The sequence below is a fragment of the Marinobacter antarcticus genome, assembly GCF_011049865.1.
Lineage (GTDB): Bacteria > Pseudomonadota > Gammaproteobacteria > Pseudomonadales > Oleiphilaceae > Marinobacter > Marinobacter antarcticus_A.
Genome location: NZ_DRGY01000050.1, coordinates 1 through 18,240, shown reverse-complemented (window position 1 = coordinate 18,240; position 18,240 = coordinate 1). Strand labels below are relative to the sequence as shown.

The 18,240-nt window shown below is 55.7% G+C and carries 17 protein-coding genes; 14 read left to right on the top strand and 3 right to left on the bottom strand.

What is annotated here, in order from left to right; genetic code table 11:
• The first annotated feature begins 27 nt into the window (after nt 1-27).
• From gluQRS to pgi, 10 genes are all read left to right on the top strand, one after another.
• Nucleotides 28-933: a tRNA glutamyl-Q(34) synthetase GluQRS gene (gene gluQRS, locus ENI00_RS06585; protein ID WP_304100628.1), complete on the top strand. Its 906-nt coding sequence runs from the start codon at nt 28-30 to the stop codon at nt 931-933.
• A gap of 50 nt (nt 934-983) precedes the next feature.
• Nucleotides 984-1,160, top strand: a complete 177-nt coding sequence (locus ENI00_RS06580) for a hypothetical protein (protein ID WP_291946205.1) — start codon at nt 984-986, stop codon at nt 1,158-1,160.
• Nucleotides 1,150-4,113, top strand: coding sequence for an ATP-binding protein (locus ENI00_RS06575; RefSeq protein ID WP_304100627.1), 2,964 nt, complete (start codon nt 1,150-1,152; stop codon nt 4,111-4,113). Before ENI00_RS06580 ends, ENI00_RS06575 begins: the two co-directional genes overlap by 11 nt.
• A 7-nt stretch (nt 4,114-4,120) precedes the next feature.
• Entirely contained in the window at nt 4,121-5,518 is a 1,398-nt protein-coding gene (locus ENI00_RS06570; RefSeq protein WP_304100625.1) for a sigma-54-dependent transcriptional regulator, read from the top strand.
• A gap of 213 nt (nt 5,519-5,731) precedes the next feature.
• Nucleotides 5,732-6,319: a hypothetical protein gene (locus tag ENI00_RS06565; protein ID WP_304100623.1), complete on the top strand. Its 588-nt coding sequence runs from the start codon at nt 5,732-5,734 to the stop codon at nt 6,317-6,319.
• Nucleotides 6,276-7,658: a polynucleotide adenylyltransferase PcnB gene (gene pcnB, locus ENI00_RS06560; RefSeq protein ID WP_304100622.1), complete on the top strand. Its 1,383-nt coding sequence runs from the start codon at nt 6,276-6,278 to the stop codon at nt 7,656-7,658. The genes ENI00_RS06565 and pcnB overlap by 44 nt, the downstream gene beginning before the upstream one ends.
• Nucleotides 7,658-8,155, top strand: a complete 498-nt coding sequence (folK, locus tag ENI00_RS06555) for a 2-amino-4-hydroxy-6-hydroxymethyldihydropteridine diphosphokinase (protein WP_304100621.1) — start codon at nt 7,658-7,660, stop codon at nt 8,153-8,155. The genes pcnB and folK (ENI00_RS06555) overlap by 1 nt, the downstream gene beginning before the upstream one ends.
• A 61-nt stretch (nt 8,156-8,216) precedes the next feature.
• Nucleotides 8,217-9,011, top strand: coding sequence for a 3-methyl-2-oxobutanoate hydroxymethyltransferase (gene panB, locus ENI00_RS06550; protein WP_304100619.1), 795 nt, complete (start codon nt 8,217-8,219; stop codon nt 9,009-9,011).
• Complete coding sequence (panC, locus tag ENI00_RS06545; protein WP_304100617.1) at nt 9,008-9,856, top strand: pantoate--beta-alanine ligase; 849 nt, start codon at nt 9,008-9,010, stop codon at nt 9,854-9,856. Before panB ends, panC begins: the two co-directional genes overlap by 4 nt.
• A 35-nt stretch (nt 9,857-9,891) precedes the next feature.
• Nucleotides 9,892-11,553, top strand: coding sequence for a glucose-6-phosphate isomerase (gene pgi, locus ENI00_RS06540; RefSeq protein ID WP_304100616.1), 1,662 nt, complete (start codon nt 9,892-9,894; stop codon nt 11,551-11,553).
• Here the strand turns inward: pgi and folK (ENI00_RS06535) are convergent.
• Both folK (ENI00_RS06535) and ENI00_RS06530 read right to left on the bottom strand, forming a co-directional pair.
• Nucleotides 11,536-12,060, bottom strand: coding sequence for a 2-amino-4-hydroxy-6-hydroxymethyldihydropteridine diphosphokinase (gene folK / locus ENI00_RS06535; protein WP_304100648.1), 525 nt, complete (start codon nt 12,058-12,060; stop codon nt 11,536-11,538). The two genes, pgi and folK (ENI00_RS06535), sit on opposite strands and share 18 nt — an antisense overlap.
• Entirely contained in the window at nt 12,060-12,416 is a 357-nt protein-coding gene (locus ENI00_RS06530; RefSeq protein ID WP_304100614.1) for a dihydroneopterin aldolase, read from the bottom strand. Before ENI00_RS06530 ends, folK (ENI00_RS06535) begins: the two co-directional genes overlap by 1 nt.
• A 140-nt stretch (nt 12,417-12,556) precedes the next feature.
• Between ENI00_RS06530 and plsY the strand changes: the two genes are divergently transcribed.
• Entirely contained in the window at nt 12,557-13,147 is a 591-nt protein-coding gene (gene plsY, locus ENI00_RS06525) for a glycerol-3-phosphate 1-O-acyltransferase PlsY (protein WP_304100612.1), read from the top strand.
• 11 nt (nt 13,148-13,158) lie between these two features.
• Here plsY and tsaD read toward each other — a convergent pair whose 3' ends face one another.
• The gene (gene tsaD, locus ENI00_RS06520; RefSeq protein WP_304100609.1) at nt 13,159-14,217 is read right to left on the bottom strand and encodes a tRNA (adenosine(37)-N6)-threonylcarbamoyltransferase complex transferase subunit TsaD; all 1,059 of its coding nucleotides are present in this window, start codon (nt 14,215-14,217) and stop codon (nt 13,159-13,161) included.
• Nucleotides 14,218-14,457: 240 nt separating this feature from the next.
• On the opposite strand from tsaD, the gene rpsU reads away from it, so the two are divergent.
• The 3 genes from rpsU to rpoD form a co-directional block, all read left to right on the top strand.
• Nucleotides 14,458-14,673, top strand: a complete 216-nt coding sequence (rpsU, locus tag ENI00_RS06515) for a 30S ribosomal protein S21 (RefSeq protein WP_072794797.1) — start codon at nt 14,458-14,460, stop codon at nt 14,671-14,673.
• 149 nt (nt 14,674-14,822) lie between these two features.
• Nucleotides 14,823-16,550, top strand: a complete 1,728-nt coding sequence (gene dnaG / locus ENI00_RS06510; RefSeq protein WP_304100602.1) for a DNA primase — start codon at nt 14,823-14,825, stop codon at nt 16,548-16,550.
• Nucleotides 16,551-16,668: 118 nt separating this feature from the next.
• Nucleotides 16,669-18,240: RNA polymerase sigma factor RpoD (gene rpoD, locus ENI00_RS06505; protein WP_304100600.1), on the top strand; the 1,572-nt coding region annotated here is incomplete at its 3' end.

The window sequence follows — 18,240 nt, the reverse complement described above, 5'->3', positions numbered from 1 at the left end:
GGCCTTGCCGGCCAATCAGCCGCACCCATGACCATTCTTCGCAACTACCGCGGCCGTTTTGCGCCCTCACCTACGGGGCCGCTGCATTTCGGTTCGCTTGTGACCGCTCTGGCCAGCTATCTGGAAGCGAAATCCTGCGAAGGACGTTGGCTTGTTCGCATTGAAGATCTCGACCCGCTGCGAGAACCATCAGAAGCCACCGGCGAAATCCTCAACAGCCTTGACGCCCACGGACTGTTTTCCGACGAACCCGTTGTGTTTCAGTCCCGACGTCACGAGGTTTACCATTCAGCCATCGAGCACCTGCTAAACCAGGGCCGCGCCTACCGCTGCAGTTGCTCACGCAAGGAGCTTCAGACCAATCACGGCCGTCATCCGCAGCAATGCCGGAGCAACAATTTCTCGATCAACAAGGTCGCGATCCATAACGTCGCGAACAACCATCAGCCATTCGCCATCCGGTATGCCTTGAACGATGAGCAGTGCCAGTGGCGCGATCAGTTACTGGGGCCGCAGCACCAGACTGTTCGGTCAGAGATAGATGATCCGGTTCTTCTGCGCAAAGAGGGTTTTTTTGCGTACCAGCTTGCCGTTGTAGTGGATGATATAGAACAAGGTATTACCGATGTGGTGCGCGGCTCGGACCTGCTTGAGATGACGGCTCAGCAGCGCCAGATTTATCGTGCTCTTGGAGCAACGCCACCACGCTGGCTGCACATCCCCGTTATCCTTAACGACCAGGGGCAGAAACTGAGCAAACAGAATCGCGCCCCTGCTCTGGACAACGACAGGCCGGTGAAGAATGTGTTTGAGGCCCTCGTTGCTCTGGGCCAGGAGCCACCGGCATCGTTGCTCATGGGGTCGGTCACGGATTCACTGGAATGGGCGTGCGGACACTGGCACCGCGGTGCCATCCACCTGACACACCGATGATCGACGTGGTATAAAGCGTTTCTCAATCTTCAGCACGGGTAGCATGCCTGATGTATATATACCGTCTGGTTTTTCTGCTGGTTCTGGCCATCTATATATTTTCACCCAACATTCTCGACTGGTGGACCTCACCCGGGAACGCCTGGTACAGCCCCTTCGTAGTATGGGCAGGCCTTATAGCGATCGGGTTCTGGTTGGAATGGCGTCGGGACCCCAATGAGTTTTAGCGCTTCAGGGCTTTTGCTTGCCAGCCTGCTCTACCTCGCCATTCTGTTCGGTATCGCCTGGATAACCGAACGCGGCGTGGTGCCTCGACACTGGGTGCGTCATCCTCTTGTTTACACTCTCAGCCTTGGCGTGTACGCGGGCATCTGGGCCATTTATGCGGCGGTCGGCATGGCAGCCGAATCCGGTTACGGCTTCCTCGCCTATTACCTGGGGATCAGCGGCGCCTTCTTGCTGGCTCCGGTTCTGCTCAATCCCATCATGAGGATCGGCCGGGCCTACCAATTAACGTCGCTTGCGGACTTGTTCGCCTATCGGTATCGCAGTCAGTGGGCGGGAACGCTGGTTACCCTGTGTTCCGGTGTTGCCATCCTGTCGTTGCTAAGCATGCAGATACAAGCAGTGACAACGTCTGCCAGCATCCTTGCACCCGACACCTCACCGCATTTGATCAGCGGCATGTTCAGCCTCATCGTCGTGTTATTCGCCGTGTTGTTTGGCGCGCGCCGCAACCAGGATGCAGAAAATCATCCGGGGCTTGTACTCGCGATCGCCTTCGATTCACTGGTCAAGCTTATTGCCCTCCTGGCTATTGGCGGCGTTGTGCTTTTCAGTGTGTTTGATGGCATGGGCGGCCTTGAAATCTGGCTGGCCGGCAACACCTCGCCAGCCACCACCATGTCTCTGAGCATTGACGCCGGCAGTTGGCGCGCCATTATGCTGATGTCGTTCGCCGGTGCACTGGTATTGCCACATATGTACCACATGACATTCAGCGAGACCCCGTCACCCAAAGCGCTTTCAAAAGCCAGCTGGGGGCTTCCACTTTATCTGTTGTTGCTGGGCATTCCGGTTCCATTGATTCTCTGGGGCGGTCAGGCGCTTGGGGTGACCACCGGCCCCGACTTTTACACCATTGGCGTTGCCCAGGCATTAGACAGCCCGGCCCTCACACTGTTTATGTACATTGCCGGCCTTTCTGCGGCCAGCGGCCTGATGATTGTCAGCACCCTTGCCCTTGCGGGAATGGTGCTAAACCATGTGGTGCTGCCTCTGAAAACCCCTAAAGACCAAGGGGATATTTATCGATGGCTGCGATGGACCAAGCGCCTGCTGATTGCCGCAATCATTCTGCTGGCACTGCTATTTCATGAAACGGTTGGCAAAAATCTCGATTTGTCCATTCTTGGGGCGATTTCACTTTCCGGCACCCTGCAATTGCTACCCGGCGCTCTGGGCGTTATTTACTGGCCAGAGGGGAATCGTCGCGGGCTGATTGCCGGGCTCGTAACCGGGCTTTTCATATGGGCATTCACGTTGGTTCTGCCGTTCTCCCATACCGCCAACCTGCTGGAGTGGTTGGGCGTACCTTTGATTCCGGACTACGGTAACTGGCACATATTCACGTTTATCAGCCTGACCGCGAATATATCGGTCTTCACACTGATCTCCGTTCTAAGCACGAGTACCAGCGAAGAAACAAGCGCCGCCCAGGCTTGCTCGCTGGGCGCACTCTCTCGACCCCAACGCCGCGAACTGCTGGCGAGTTCCTCCGCAGACTTTGTGCGTCAAATGGCCGAACCCCTTGGAATGGATGTTGCGAAGCGGGAAATCGAGCGCGCCCTGGCGCAGCTCAAACTTCCCAATGTTGAATACCGACCTTACCAACTGAGACGACTTCGTGATCAGGTTGAAATCAACCTCTCGGGATTGCTGGGGCCGTCGGTGGCCCGGGACATGGTCGTGCGCCATCTCGGCTTCAAACCTATGGCGCGAGGCGGCACGGCTCAGGATATTCGCTATGTAGAACGCGCTCTGGGAGATTATCAGAACCGCCTGACCGGTCTTGCGGGTGAGCTTGACAATCTTCGCCGGCACTACCGCCAAACCTTGCAGAATCTGCCAATTCCCGCCTGTTCGGTCGGCGAAGACGGTGAGATCCTAATGTGGAACCATGCTATTGAAGCGCTCACCGGGATTACCGCAGACGATGTGGTGGGCGCCAGGTTGATGGCCCTGCCCGATCATTGGCACCATCTGCTGGATGATTTCGACAGCGGAGAAGACCTGCACCGTTACAAACACCGGCTGGATCTCAAAGGCCGGCCCCACTGGCTCAACCTGCACAAAGCTGCACTTAGCGGCCCAGACCACCCGGATGGGGGCAGCATCATCCTGGTGGAAGACCAGACTGAAATCCGTTTGCTGGAGGATGAACTGATGCACAGCGAACGTTTGGCGTCGGTCGGGCGCCTGGCAGCCGGCGTGGCACATGAAATCGGCAACCCGGTGACCGGAATCTCTTCTCTGGCTCAGAATCTCAAACTGGAGACCGACAACTCGGACATTCTTGATACCGCAAGTCAGATTCAACAACAAACCCGGCGTATATCAGCCATTTTGCAGTCTTTGATGAATTTTGCGCGCACCGGAAACCACGCCCAAGCCAACCGGTATGAGCCCGTAAGCATTCGCCGCTGCGTGGACGAATCCATCAACTTGTTATCTCTGAGCGACAAGGGGATGGGAATTCATTACGTCAACGACTGCCCCGAAACACTCCAGATACTGGGTGACGAGCAACGGCTTGTGCAGGTTTTTGTTAACCTGCTGGCAAACGCCCGAGACGCGTCTCCGGAAGGCGGGGCCATTAGGGTCACTGGCAAGGATGAGGGCTACTCCGCTATCATCGAAGTCGTTGATCAGGGCTCGGGCATACCGGCTGACCAACTGGATCACATCTTTGAGCCCTTCTACACCACAAAAGCAACCAACAAGGGAACGGGGCTTGGTTTATCGCTGGTGTACAGTATTGTTGAAGAACACTACGGCAATATTCAAGTTGAAAGCCCTGCTGATCCCACAACCGGGCTCGGCACCTGCGTGCGGCTGAAATTGCCCGCTTACGAGCCGGAGACTGAAGACTCCGCCATCCGTCCGAATGAAAGGTTCTGAAACTACCATGCCCCGTATTTTGATCGTGGAAGATGAAGACATTATTCGCTCTGCCGTTCGCAAACTGCTGTTGCACGCCGGCTATGACGTTGAGGATGTCGGTTCTGTGGAAGAAGCCGAACAGGATCACGATCCCGACCAGTTTGATCTGATCATTTCAGATTTGCGCCTGCCCGGCGCCGCCGGCACAGAACTGATTAACCGGGCACCGAACACTCCGGTGCTTATCATGACCAGCTATGCCAGCCTGCGTTCCGCCGTGGACTCCATGAAAATGGGCGCTGTGGAGTACATCGCCAAACCGTTTGATCACGATGAAATGCTGGCCGCGGTGAAGAGCATTCTCGCGCGCACCATATCCGCCGCCCCGGAGCGTCAGGGCGATATCGCAACACCGTCAGAAAACGGCGACCCCGCCAGCATCATGTACGGCCAGTGCGAACCCATGCAGCGGGTTTTTACCCTGATACGCAAAGTAGCGCCCACAGAAACTACCGTGCTTGTGCAGGGTGAATCCGGTACGGGTAAAGAGCTGGTCGCCCGGGCGCTGCATCTGTTGAGCCCGCGAGCTACAAAACCACTGATTTCCGTGAACTGCGCGGCCATTCCGGAAAGCCTGATTGAGTCTGAACTTTTCGGGCATGAGAAAGGCGCGTTCACCGGCGCGGTAACGGCCAGAACCGGTCTGATTGAAGCCGCCGACGGTGGCAGCTTGTTTCTGGACGAAATCGGCGAACTGCCAGCAGAAGCACAATCCCGCCTGCTGCGCGTGCTTCAGGAAAGCGAAATCCGCAAAGTGGGTTCAACCCAGAGCCGGAAGGTCAACGTGAGAATGATCGCCGCGACCCACCGCAACCTGAAAGCTATGACCCGTACCGGCGGATTCCGGGAAGATTTGTATTATCGCCTGAACGTAATGCAGATACGGATCCCCCCGCTGCGCGAACGCCAAAGCGACATCCTGGGGCTGGCCCGGCGTTTTCTTGTGGCCCAGGGCGATAGAGTTGGAAAACCGAACCTGAACCTCAATCCTGAAGCAATGCGGGCGCTTGAACGGCATCGCTGGCCAGGCAACGTGCGGGAGCTCGAAAATGCCATTGAGCGGGCCAGCATCCTGTGCGATGGCGACATCATCACCCCCTCGCTGTTGGATCTCGACGGCGGAAGCGGGGACGAGTACATCCCCGACACTCTGGTGGAAGGTAATAATGAGCAAGTCCCAGCCCGTGACGCGGACAACAGCAGCGATCTATCTTTGGAAGATTACTTCCAGCACTTCGTACTGGAGAATCAGGATCGCATGAGCGAAACCGAACTGGCGCAAAAACTGGGTATCAGTCGGAAATCGTTATGGGAGCGCAGACAACGCCTGGGCATCCCCCGCAAGAAAGCCTCTGGAAACTGATTCTTTAAAACAGTGCCAATTTGCGCACCCTTAAAGTGTGAACCTGCACTCAGTTGTTACCGCATGTTCCCCCTGGTAACACTTACCCGGCAAAGCGCTCATTACGGGTAACACTTATGCAGAGTACGGGGTAACACTTATTCGCCGAAAAATTTTAAGATCATGTTTATAAAAGATTTATTAAAACTGGCACACCACCTGCACTCTATTTAAGTGCACAACAACAAAAACAAGAGTGACAAAGCAGCGCATCAACAAAAACAAAAAGCTGCGGGAATACGTTCAGCAACAAAAACAAAAATAGAACGTGAGCGAACTGAGTGTTTTGAGTACTTTGCTTTTTTGGTAGTCCCTTGGCATGTGCGAGTTGTAGAGATGCAGAAAAGAATCACCCTAGAGGTGACGACGCTCCTACCAAATAACTTGTTCGTCGTTTTTGACTACTCATTGTGTTCAAAGCTTTCCGTTTGCACTGCTGAGAAGCCCCAAATTGGGGATATACAGTGGGGTACAAAAACGAAGAAGAATCCCGAAAAAGAACAAAAACAATGTAAATCGTCAAATTTTGAAGGCGGATTCGTGAAAACGAATTCGCCTTTTGATTATCCGGGGCACGGAAAATCAGCCCATAACCAAGCCACGCCCGCCTCTTTCGCAACTTTGCTAACGAACTCTGACAAGATTCCGAGGCAAACGTGTTCAAATCCTGTTCAAACCGTTAAACTCACGGTTTTGCTCAACGCAACCACGGATTTCAATGCCAAAAACACTTTCCTCCATCTTCGAGCAATCCGTCGATAAGCTCCGCGCTTTCATCCCGGGAAACGGGAAAAAAAAGGCGAGGGCCTACCAACGACGGGAAACTCCCCGAGACCAGCATAACGTCTCACGCTCTGCTATCAGCGAGCCTGCCAAAAAGGTTCTCAGCAGGCTGAACAATTCCGGTTACGATGCCTACCTTGTTGGCGGCGGTGTGCGCGACATCCTTTTGGGCAAGCAGCCCAAGGATTTCGACATCGCCACCAACGCCACGCCGGAAGAAGTTCATGATCTGTTTCGCAACTCTCGTCTGATAGGGCGCCGATTCAGAATTGTGCACGTCGTGTTCGGGCGTGAAGTCATTGAAGTGACGACTTTCCGGGGAAATGCCGGTGAAGCCGACGATGACAGCTCCGACGACGATCGCAAAACCAGCGAACACGGCCTTCTGCTGCGAGATAACGTTTACGGCAACCAGGAAGAAGATGCGTTGCGCCGGGATTTTACGATCAACGCGCTGTATTACTGCATTCGTGATTTTACGGTTGTTGATTTTGCCAACGGTATTGAAGACCTTCGTAACCGACAACTTCGCCTGATTGGTGACCCTGAAACGCGCTATCGGGAAGATCCGGTTCGCATGCTTCGCGCCATTCGCTTCGCAGGCAAACTTGGCTTTGATATAGAGCCGGAAACCGAAGCTCCCATTCGCGAACTGGCTCCGTTACTAACCCATATTCCAGCGGCGCGACTGTTTGAAGAAGTACTGAAACTGTTTTCCGCCGGTTACGGCGAAGCGACCTACGATCTGCTCTCTCGCTACAATCTCTTGGCACCATTATTCCCCGAAACCGTAAAGGCAATCGAGGCCGGCGAACCGGACGAACTGATTCGCCAGGCGTTGCGCAATACCGATGCTCGTCTTGCGCAAGGCAAGTCTGTTACCCCTTATTTTCTTTTTGCCGCCATGCTGTGGCCTGCGTTGCAAAGGGAATGGAACCACCGACAGGATAACGGCGACCCTGTGCAACCTGCCCTTCACGGGGCTATCGGCAAAGTTATTGGCCGGCAGGTGCAGGCAACCTCGATACCCAAGCGGTTCTCAGGCCCCATGAAGGAAATCTGGGAACTCCAGATGCGCTTGCCACGTCGGCACGGTAAACGCGCCTTTGTCACCATGAGCCACCCAAGATTTCGCGCTGCCTACGACTTTCTGCTTGTTCGGGAAGCCTGCGGTGAAGTGGAACCCGGTCTCGGCCAATGGTGGACTGAATTTCAACGCCTGGATGAGCGCGGGCAAGAACGCATGCTCTCTGAACTCAGCAGCGATGCTCCAAAGAAAAGGCGCCGCCGGAAACCGGTAACCCGGCCGACCCCCTGATGAACACCGACGCCTTTATTGGTTTGGGCAGCAACCTGCAAGAACCCGCTGCCCAACTTGCACGGGCCGTGGCCGAGCTTGCAGCCTTACCCGACACCACGCTTATTGCGCAGTCGCCCTTTTACGCCAGCAGCCCGGTCGGCCCGCAAGATCAACCAGACTTTGTGAACGGCGCGGTATGGCTCAGCACCGGGCTTGATGCACATGCGTTGCTCGACCAGCTTCAGGCCATCGAAAAGGCCCACGGTCGAGAACGACTCAGGCATTGGGGCCCGCGCACTCTGGACCTTGATCTGTTGGTGTTCGGCAGCCAAATGCTAAACGATGACCGGCTCACCGTTCCCCATCGAGAACTTCCCAATCGGGACTTTGTCCTTCAGCCGTTACTGGATCTGAAACCCGACCTGACACTGCCAACCGGCACAACGGTGAACGCTCTCAGGGCACAATGCCCCGACAATCGGTTGCGCCAGCTTCACCCTCCGGATTACCCTTAGCAACTGAACGCCGGCGACCCCGGCACGGTCTTGGCCCACTTACCCAAAAGGCAAGGATTTTATGGCGGTTACCATCAACACCCTGCGGGAATACAAACAAAAGGGCGAGGCCTTCTCCGCCCTTACTTCCTATGATGCCACCTTTGCTCAGGTCGTCAGCGAAGCCGGAGTGGACGTTATTCTGATTGGCGACTCGCTGGGCATGGTCCTTCAGGGCCACGACAGCACCCTGCCCGTGACCATGGATCAGATCGTGTATCACGTCAGTTGCGTTGCCAAAGGCAATCGTGGCGCGTTGATCATGGCGGATATGCCTTTCATGAGTTACGGCACCGTGGATGCCGCCCTTGAGAATGCGGCAAAGCTCATGCGGGCGGGCGCTCACATGGTCAAGCTGGAAGGCACCGACTGGATGAAAGACACCATCGCAGCGCTGTCCGAGCGGGCCGTACCGGTGTGCGCCCACTTGGGGCTTACCCCACAGTTTGTTAACAAGTTTGGCGGATACAAAGTTCAGGGCCGCGATGAAAAATCGGCAGAGGCGATGATCAGTCATGCCTGCGAACTGGAGGCTGCGGGTGCCGACGTCATTCTTCTGGAATGTGTTCCTGCCCCCCTGGCCGCCCGCATTGCCCAAGCTGTCAAAGCGCCGGTCATTGGCATTGGCGCGGGTTCCGACACCGACGGGCAGATTTTGGTATTGCACGACATGCTCGGCATTACCACAGGGCGTAAACCACGCTTTGTGAAAAACTTCCTGGCCGAGAGCGACTCCATTCAAGAAGCCATAGCCGCTTACTCACAAGCCGTGCGCGAGCGCACATTCCCAGCCGAGGAGCATACGTTCAAGGCATGAGAACCGTCCACTCACTGAAAGAATTGCGAGCCATTCTCAGCGGTTACCGCCAGCAGGAAAAGACCATTGGTCTGGTTCCGACCATGGGGAATCTGCACGAAGGGCATATTTCGCTGATTCGCAAAGCGGCCGAAGCGGCCGATATTGTGGTTACCACTATTTTTGTCAACCCGATGCAATTCGGCGCTAACGAAGATCTTGACACCTATCCCCGCACCCTGCTTTCAGATCAGGACAAGCTCAGTGAAGCGGGAAACAGTCTGGTATTTGCGCCTTCCGCAGAGGAGATCTATCCCGACGGTCTCGCTCAGCATACCCGGGTTATCGTGCCGGACGTCAGCGATGGACACTGCGGAGCCAGCCGCCCAAAGCACTTTGAAGGTGTTGCGACGGTTGTCTCTGTTCTGTTCAATATGATCCAACCTGACGTTGCCGTATTCGGCGAGAAAGATTTCCAGCAATTAGCCGTGATCCGCAAAATGACGCGGGACTTGATGATGCCCATCGAGATCATCGGCGCGCCAACGGTTCGGGAAGATGACGGTCTGGCCAAAAGTTCACGCAACGGCTATCTGTCTGCCGAAGAGCGCGCGATTGCCCCGGCTATTTACCAGATACTGGAAGCAACTGCCGCAAAAATTGCGGATGGGCGCTGCGATTTTCTGGCCCTTGCACAGGAGGCCGGCGACAGCCTTAATAACGCGGGGCTGTACCTGGACTACTTCAATATCGCAAACAGCCAAACCCTGAAGCCAGCCGTACCAGAAGATCAGGACATCACACTGATGGCCGCCGCATATCTTGGCGCTACCCGGTTGATTGATAATATTTCCGTGACACGCTGACGCCTTACGCCCGTCCACCAGGAAAGGACCCTCTGATGACATCATCCGACACGCCACCTACGTCGCTCCCCGAATGGCAAACGTTGCTGGCCTGCAAAGAGCGCCTGCAAATCCGGCCCATGAAGACGCTCTTCGCGGACGATCCTGAGCGGGCACAGCGATACTTCATTGATGGCGCAGGCTTGTCATTGGATTTTTCCAGAAACCGGCTCACGGACGAAACGCTTGAGGCGCTGATGGCTCTGGCCCGCGGCTGCAAGCTTGAAGAGCGCAGGGCGGCCCTGCTCAGAGGTGACAAGGTAAACGTTACCGAAGACCGACCGGCCCTGCACACGGCATTGCGTAACCCTGGAACCGACACCATCGTGATCGAAGGCCAGGATGTGATTGCTGAGGCTCGCGCCACACTGGCGCGAATGGATGCGTTCGTTGAAGATATTCTGAGCCGGTCGCGCACCGGTTATACCAACAGGGCGTTTACCGATGTGGTCAGTATCGGCATCGGCGGCTCCTTTCTGGGTCCCAAGCTGGTGACCGAGGCACTGCAGCCGTATCAGACCACGGGTTTGCGCTGCCATTATGTGGCCAACATTGATGGCACCGAAATATGCGAAACTCTGGCAGAAATCGACCCTGAAACTACCTTGTTTCTGGTTCAGTCAAAATCTTTCAGTACGCGAGAAACCCTCGAAAACAGCAACGTTGCCCGACAATGGTTCATTGAGCGCAGTGGCAACGAACAGGCTGTTGCGAGCCATTTCATGGCCGTCACGGCAAACAAAACCGCCGCACAAGACTTTGGCATTGATCCAGACAACGTTTTCCCGATGTGGGACTGGGTGGGAGGGCGGTACTCACTGTGGTCTGCCATAGGATTACCCGTTGCCCTGACCATCGGCATGGAGAACTTCCGGGCACTGCTCGCAGGGGCTCACGCCATGGACACGCACTTCCGGGACGCGCCCCTGGAGAAGAACCTGCCCGTTGTTATGGCCATGTTGGGGATCTGGTACAACAATTTCTGGAATGCGGAAACCCACGCGATCCTGCCTTATGATCACTACCTCCGCAGCCTGCCTGATCACCTCCAACAACTGGATATGGAAAGCAGTGGCAAGCGGGTCAATCAGTACGGTCACCCTCTAAAATACCCATCAGGGCCTGTCATCTGGGGTGGCGTCGGCGCCAACGGCCAACACGCCTACCACCAGTTGATTCATCAGGGCACCCGGTTGATCCCGGCGGATTTCATCATTCCCTTGCGAACCCACAACCCGGTCGCAACACATCACGCCGACCTGTTTGCCAACTGCCTGGGACAGTCCCGCGCGATGATGGCAGGGAAAACACTGGAAGACGCCAGAGCCGAACTGGCAGACAGCGGCCTGAACGAGACGGACATTGAACGGCTGGCGCCGCACAAGGTTATCCCCGGAAATCAGCCCAGCAATACATTGATGATGGAAATGGTAACGCCTGAAACCGTCGGAGCGCTGATTGCGCTGTACGAACACCGTACCTTTGTACAGGGCGTGATCTGGGGCATAGATTCTTTTGATCAGTGGGGCGTTGAGCTGGGCAAAAAACTGGGCCAGGACATATTGCCACGACTGCTCGGAACCGACACACAGGGCGAAGCAAGTGATAGCGCTACTGACAACCTGATTGAACTATTCCGTTCAGCAAACCGCCTTTGAAATCGCCCGCCCCTGCCAGTTAAAATCCACCGGCCACAGCTTCTGGCCGGTGTTGTACGCTTGCCAAAGCTCGAAATAACGCTTCCGGCACACCGGATGTTTCACATTCGGCGCTATATCGGCCAGGGGCCGCAGCACAAACGCATTCCGGAGAATCTCGCCTCTGGGCAACTCCACCCCGTCCATTCGGCCGACGGCCTCTCCGTAAGTCAGAATATCGAGATCCAGCGTTCTTGCGCTGAATTTCGGCGCGTCCCGGCGGCGACCGTTTTCCGCCTCCAGTTGCTTGAAATGTTTTGAAAGCTCTCCCACTGAAAGATGAGTCTTTATACCGACAACCAGATTCAGAAAAGGAGAACCATCAAACCCCACGGCTTCACTTTCATAAACCGGCGAGACCTCAATCTCGCCAAACCACCCCGCCAAGGCATCCAACGACGCACGCACGTAACGTTCCCTGTCGATATTACTGCCGATACTGATGTACACCGAAACCTGGTCAGCCATCATCGAGTTCCCCTTTCAATGCAAACACCCACAGATCGGGCCGCAGGCACCGCCCCGGGCTTGCGCAACGTCAGCCGCAGCCAGCGAACGCCAAACTCCCGCTGCAGAACACCCGCCAGAACCTCGGCCCCATGCTCAAGCAGCTTCGGCTTGAGTGTCTCTAAACAGGCCTTTGTCCGCGCGCTCACCTGTGCATAATCAAGGGCATCGGCTACCTCATCGGACTCTCCCGGACGTCGATTATCCCAGGCCATTTCGAGATCCACCACCAAGGCCTGAGTGACGTCTCGCTCCCAGTCGTATACACCCACCACGGTTTCTACAACCAGGCCTTCGATCAATACGCTGTCTGCCAAGGGTGCTCCCGGGACGATCCCACACACTGCTGATTGAATAATGTACAGACTGCCGCTACTGTTACCGCATCGGCCTGCAAGTTGAGGGTCGGCATTTTCGCACAAACTACCCTGATACGTCTTCGCCTCCGAGCTCGAAAATGGCCCTGAGTGACCCGGTAATAGTTGTTCTGCTGTGCGTGGCTGCCTATTTGGCCGGCTCGGTTCTGTTTGCACTGCCGATTTGCCACCTTTGGGGACTGCCAGACCCTCGATCACAGGGCTCGGGAAACCCGGGGGCAACAAACGTCTACCGAACGGGCGGCTGGCTCCCGGCGTTGATCACTTTGGCTCTGGATGCGGCCAAGGGATGGCTGCCCGTTTGGTTCGCACACAGCGCGGGGTTATCCGCTTTACTCCAGGCGATAGTGGCTCTGTGCGCGGTCACCGGGCACATGATTCCGGCGTTCTATCGATTCAAGGGTGGCAAAGGCGTGGCGACGGCTTTGGGTGCCGGGCTTGCCCTGGCGCCAGTCACCACGCTCGCCATGGCTGCGCTGTGGGCGCTGGTGCTTTGGCGCTGGAAGATATCCGCACTGGCGTCTGTAATAGCCATCATCAGCGGACCTGCCATCAACGCGCTCATTGAACCGGAGCACCTTCCCTTGTTCGGCTTGCTGGCGATTCTGATCGTTGTCCGACACCGCAATAATCTGATCCGGATGGCTCAAGGGCGCGAGATAGGCTTGTAGGCCTTCACAACTCAATCTATAAGTCCGGACAACCGCACCTCAGTCAAAGATGGCAGCTGGTTCATGGGCCACCTGGGCACCGCCACAATTCGCTCCCCATCTCGTTGCCCCGCCTTCAGGCGCTGAGCACCGGCGTACGCAATCATCGCTCCGTTATCGGTACAAAACTCCGGGCGGGCGTAAAATACATGGGCGCGCCGTTTTTCCGCCATTTTTTCAAGGCTGGCGCGCAACCGGCTGTTGGCACTGACCCCTCCGGCAATCACCAGTCGATCGCAGCCTGTTTGTTCAAGCGCCCGCCGACATTTGATCACCAGGGTTTCCACGGCCGCTGTTTCAAAGGCCAAAGCAATATCGGCGCGAGTTTGGTCGCTCAGGCCGTTTGCGGATTTCTTTTCAGCATTAACGGTGTTGAGGGTGAAGGTCTTCAAACCACTGAAACTGAAATCGAGGCCTGGCCGATCGGTCATCGGTCGGGGAAACCGATACCGGCCAGATGTACCTTTCTCCGCCAACGCCGCCACTCTGGGGCCACCGGGATAATCCAACCCCAGCATCTTGGCTGTTTTGTCGAATGCCTCGCCGGCCGCATCATCCACAGATTCGCCCAGCATTTGATATTCCCCGATACCGTCCACCCGCACCAACTGGGTATGCCCGCCAGACACCAGCAACGCTACGAACGGAAACGCCGGCGGGTTGTCTTCAAGCATCGGAGCCAACAAATGGCCTTCCATGTGATGCACCCCAAGCACCGGTATGTCGAGGGCAAACCCGAGAGCATGCGCAACGGCTCCTCCCACCATGAGCGCCCCGATCAGGCCCGGCCCGGCAGTGTATGCGATGCCCTCCAGGTCGGTGCGGGTGCGACCGGCGTCGGAAAGCACCTGATCACACAGTGGAAGCAGCTTGCGGACATGATCACGGGATGCCAGCTCCGGCACAACACCGCCGTAATCGGCGTGTATCGCTATCTGACTAAATAACGCGTGGCTCAGCAGCCCCGCCTGAGTGTCAAACAGAGCGACGCCGGTTTCATCACAGGAGGTTTCAATACCCAGAATCAGCATAGAGTCAGGCCACAGTAGTTGGCGTAAGTGGATAAGCGGTGCGTATTTTAGCAGAAACCCGAAACTCGCTGACAGTTTCGGCGAACAAACATTGACCTCGCCACGACCCAGGCGCTATCATTGCCGCCCTAAATTACGAACTGGTCGAGTTTTAGCCAATCTGACCAGGGATCGAGCCAGTCTGGCGTTGCCAGATGCGCATCTAAATGAAACCGAATCTATCAGGTAGGTGATTGTCGAATGCCAGCTGTTAAAGTGAAAGAGAATGAACCGTTTGACGTAGCACTGCGTCGCTTCAAGCGTTCCTGCGAAAAAGCAGGTGTACTTTCAGAAGTACGTCGTCGCGAGCACTATGAAAAGCCGACTTCCGTTCGCAAACGCAAAGCAGCTGCGGCCGTTAAGCGTCATCTCAAGAAGCTTCAACGTGAACAGCGCAAGTTCGAGCGTCTGTACTGAGTTTTAGCAGGCGCCGCTTGAATGTAAAGCACTGATCGCCCGTTCAGCCCAAGCTGCACAGAGCGACCAAAAAATGCCGCCGGGGCCTGGCTTCGGCGGCATTTTTGGCTATTGGCCCCGCTATGTAGCCGGCCTGATGTGGAGCCATTATGAGTGGACTGATCCCCCAACGCTTTGTTGAAGATCTGCTCGACCGGGTAGACCTCGCAGAGCTGATAGGCTCGCGCATTACACTCAAAAAAGCCGGCGCTAATTACAAAGCATGCTGTCCGTTTCACGATGAAAAAACGCCATCATTCAACGTAAGGCCGGATAAAGGCTTCTACCATTGTTTCGGATGCGGCGTACATGGCGACGCCATCAGTTTTGTGCGCGAATTTGAGGGCCTGGGTTTTACGGAGGCTGTTGAAGAGTTGGCGCGCAGAGCCGGATTGGAAGTCCCCTACGATCAGGCCGCCAAGCAGGAAATCCAGCAGGCGCGCACGCTGACAGATGCGCTGGACTTTGCCAGCCGCTTTTACCAGTCCGCGTTGAGTAGTCAGCAAGGCGCTTATGCCCGCGACTACCTGAATCAGCGGGGACTGGACGAGGGCATTATTCAGCAATACAGCGTGGGCTATGCGCCTGCAGCCGGTACGTCGCTATTTGACGCCGCGAGCAAAGAGCTTCAGGGACCGCTGATTGAAACCGGCACCGTCTCGGACAAGTATGGTCGACCGCGGGATCTTTTCCGCAATCGGGCCATGTTCCCGATTCGCAATAGCCGGGGCAAAACCATCGCCTTTGGCGGACGAACGCTCGGCGATGATAAGGCTAAATACATCAACTCCCCCGAGTCGGATGTATTTCATAAAAGCCGGGAAATATACGGCCTGTTTGAAGCAAAGCAGGCACTGAAACAGCTCGACAAGCTGCTCGTAGTAGAAGGTTACATGGACGTGATTGCGCTTGCCCAGCACGGCATTCACTACGCCGTGGCGACCTTGGGCACAGCGACAAATCAAGACAGTCTGACCGCTCTGCTGAGACAAGTACGGCACATAGTATTCTGTTTTGATGGCGACCCGGCTGGCTTTAAAGCCGCTGACCGGGCGATGGATAACGCTCTCGAGCTTATGGCAGACGGACTGCACCTGCAGTTTTTAATGCTCCCAGACGGCGAAGATCCAGATACGCTGATACGCAAGGAAGGCTCCGAGGCGTTTCAAAAACGCATCGACGGAGCCACTCCGCTGTCCAGGTATCTCTTTGATCGCCAGAGCGAGGGGCTGGATTTACAGCTGCCTGAACATCGTGGAGAGCTTAGAGCCCGAGCTGAGCCGCTGCTGAACAAAATGCCCAGAAGCACCCTCCGGGATGCCATGTGGCATGAAATGCTGCGGTTGTGCGGGGGCCGCAATCAGTGGCAGAACCGCCAACCCCAGCAATGGGGGCGATGGAAGGGCGAACGGCGAGATCGCGTCACCGAAGAGCGTATCGACGTTAAGTTAAGCAAAGACAGCATTCTGTGCCTGGCATTGCTAGAGGCACCGGATATGGCAAGCGAGATTACCGAGCTGGCCTTGAATTCCCGCCAGTATAATCAGGCTCGGAATTTTGCTGGTTTTATTCTGGAGCATGACATCCGGAATCGAAAAGCACTGATAACAAAACTGGCTCTGAACAGCCAGGCGCGTGAGCGGTTCTACCATCTGTTTGACGGCATTGAGCACATCCCAGCCCGGGAAAGCACTCTGGCCGCGGCACGAGAGATACTGAACCCGAATGAAGAAGCCTCAAGGCAGCAAAAGCTGGCCACATTACTACGCAATTTCGCAAATCTTACCGCCGAAGAACGGCAAGAGCTGCGAGAGCTGAGCGGGGGTACCCCGGATTAACAGCACTTGAAACTTGGCGTACTGATCACCATCTAACCATTCGGTGGCAGAGCATTAGAGCGACAGCTATAATAGTTGTTTCATTTTCTCTTTATTTAAGCGAGTTCACAGGGTGTCTATGTCAGGCAATTCGCAGAAATCACGTTTGAAGGACCTCATAGCACGAGGTAAGGAACAAGGGTACCTGACTTACGCCGAGGTGAACGACCACCTCCCGGAAGACATTGCCGATCCGGATCAGGTCGAAGACATCATTCGCATGATCAACGATATGGGCATTCAGGTGTCTGAAGTGGCACCGGATGCCGACACACTGCTGATGACCGACGGTGACTCCACCGCCGACGAAGCCGCTGCCGCTGAAGCCGCTGCCGCTCTCGCCGCCGTGGAATCCGATGCCGGGCGCACCACCGACCCAGTGCGCATGTATATGCGCGAAATGGGCACTGTGGAGCTGCTTACCCGTGAAGGCGAGATCGTCATCGCCAAGCGCATCGAAGAAGGCATCCGCGATGTCATGGCAGCGGTTGCTCATTTTCCGGGTACCGTTGGCACGGTTATTCAGGCCTACGACCGTATTATCGAGAACGAAGGTCGCATCAGCGACATCGTAACCGGCTTTCTGGATCCCGACGGCGCTGAGCCGTTTATGCCAGAGCCGCCGCCCAAACCTGAGGTTTCTGAAGAGGACAAGTCTGACGACGATTCAGACGAAGAGGAAGAAGAAACCGAGAGCGGTCCGGATCCCGAAGAGACCCGGCTACGTTTTGAGTTGCTGAGGGAAAAACTGTCTGTCGCGGAAGATCTGCTTTCAAAGCAAGGCCGCGCCGACAAGAAAACCCAGACTGCGCTTAACGAACTGGGCCAGGTTTTTGCACCGTTCAAGCTCGGAAACAAAGCATTTGATGAACTGGTCAGAGTGGTTCGTTCTACCAATGACCTGGTGCGTGAAAACGAGCGGGCGATCCTGAAGATCTGTGTCCGCGAATGCAAAATGCCACGTAAAGACTTCATCAAATCATTCCCGGGCAATGAAGCAAACCAGGAATGGGGCGAGAAGATCATCAAGAGCAAAAAGAACTACGCCTCCGCAATGAGCGAGCGTATTGATGAAATTGTCCGGCTTCAGAGACGCATACAAAATGTGCAAACCGAAGTAGATCTGGCTGTTGTCGACATCAAAGAAATCAACCGCCGCGTCTCCATTGGAGAGGCCAGAGCCAGGCGTGCCAAGAAAGAAATGGTTGAAGCTAACTTGCGTCTGGTTATTTCTATCGCCAAAAAGTATACCAACCGGGGCTTGCAGTTCCTCGATCTGATTCAGGAAGGCAACATTGGCCTGATGAAGGCCGTCGACAAGTTTGAGTACCGTCGTGGCTATAAGTTCTCAACCTACGCCACCTGGTGGATTCGTCAGGCCATAACCCGCTCCATTGCGGATCAGGCGCGCACTATTCGTATTCCGGTGCACATGATCGAAACCATCAACAAGCTCAACCGGATTTCCCGCCAGATGTTGCAGGAAATGGGTCGCGAACCCACCCCGGAAGAGCTGGGCGAGCGGATGGAGATGCCGGAAGATAAAATTCGCAAGGTACTGAAGATTGCGAAAGAGCCGATCTCCATGGAGACGCCAATCGGTGACGATGAAGACAGCCATCTGGGCGACTTCATTGAAGATATCCAGGCG

Coding starts and splice junctions, on each gene's coding strand:
- gluQRS (WP_304100628.1), top strand. CDS start 28: ATGACCATTCTTCGCAACTACCGCGGCCGTTTTGCGCCCTCACCTACG.
- ENI00_RS06580 (WP_291946205.1), top strand. CDS start 984: ATGTATATATACCGTCTGGTTTTTCTGCTGGTTCTGGCCATCTATATA.
- ENI00_RS06575 (WP_304100627.1), top strand. CDS start 1,150: ATGAGTTTTAGCGCTTCAGGGCTTTTGCTTGCCAGCCTGCTCTACCTC.
- ENI00_RS06570 (WP_304100625.1), top strand. CDS start 4,121: ATGCCCCGTATTTTGATCGTGGAAGATGAAGACATTATTCGCTCTGCC.
- pcnB (WP_304100622.1), top strand. CDS start 6,276: ATGCCAAAAACACTTTCCTCCATCTTCGAGCAATCCGTCGATAAGCTC.
- folK (WP_304100621.1), top strand. CDS start 7,658: ATGAACACCGACGCCTTTATTGGTTTGGGCAGCAACCTGCAAGAACCC.
- panB (WP_304100619.1), top strand. CDS start 8,217: ATGGCGGTTACCATCAACACCCTGCGGGAATACAAACAAAAGGGCGAG.
- panC (WP_304100617.1), top strand. CDS start 9,008: ATGAGAACCGTCCACTCACTGAAAGAATTGCGAGCCATTCTCAGCGGT.
- pgi (WP_304100616.1), top strand. CDS start 9,892: ATGACATCATCCGACACGCCACCTACGTCGCTCCCCGAATGGCAAACG.
- folK (WP_304100648.1), bottom strand. CDS start 12,060: ATGGCTGACCAGGTTTCGGTGTACATCAGTATCGGCAGTAATATCGAC.
- plsY (WP_304100612.1), top strand. CDS start 12,557: ATGGCCCTGAGTGACCCGGTAATAGTTGTTCTGCTGTGCGTGGCTGCC.
- tsaD (WP_304100609.1), bottom strand. CDS start 14,217: ATGCTGATTCTGGGTATTGAAACCTCCTGTGATGAAACCGGCGTCGCT.
- rpsU (WP_072794797.1), top strand. CDS start 14,458: ATGCCAGCTGTTAAAGTGAAAGAGAATGAACCGTTTGACGTAGCACTG.
- dnaG (WP_304100602.1), top strand. CDS start 14,823: ATGAGTGGACTGATCCCCCAACGCTTTGTTGAAGATCTGCTCGACCGG.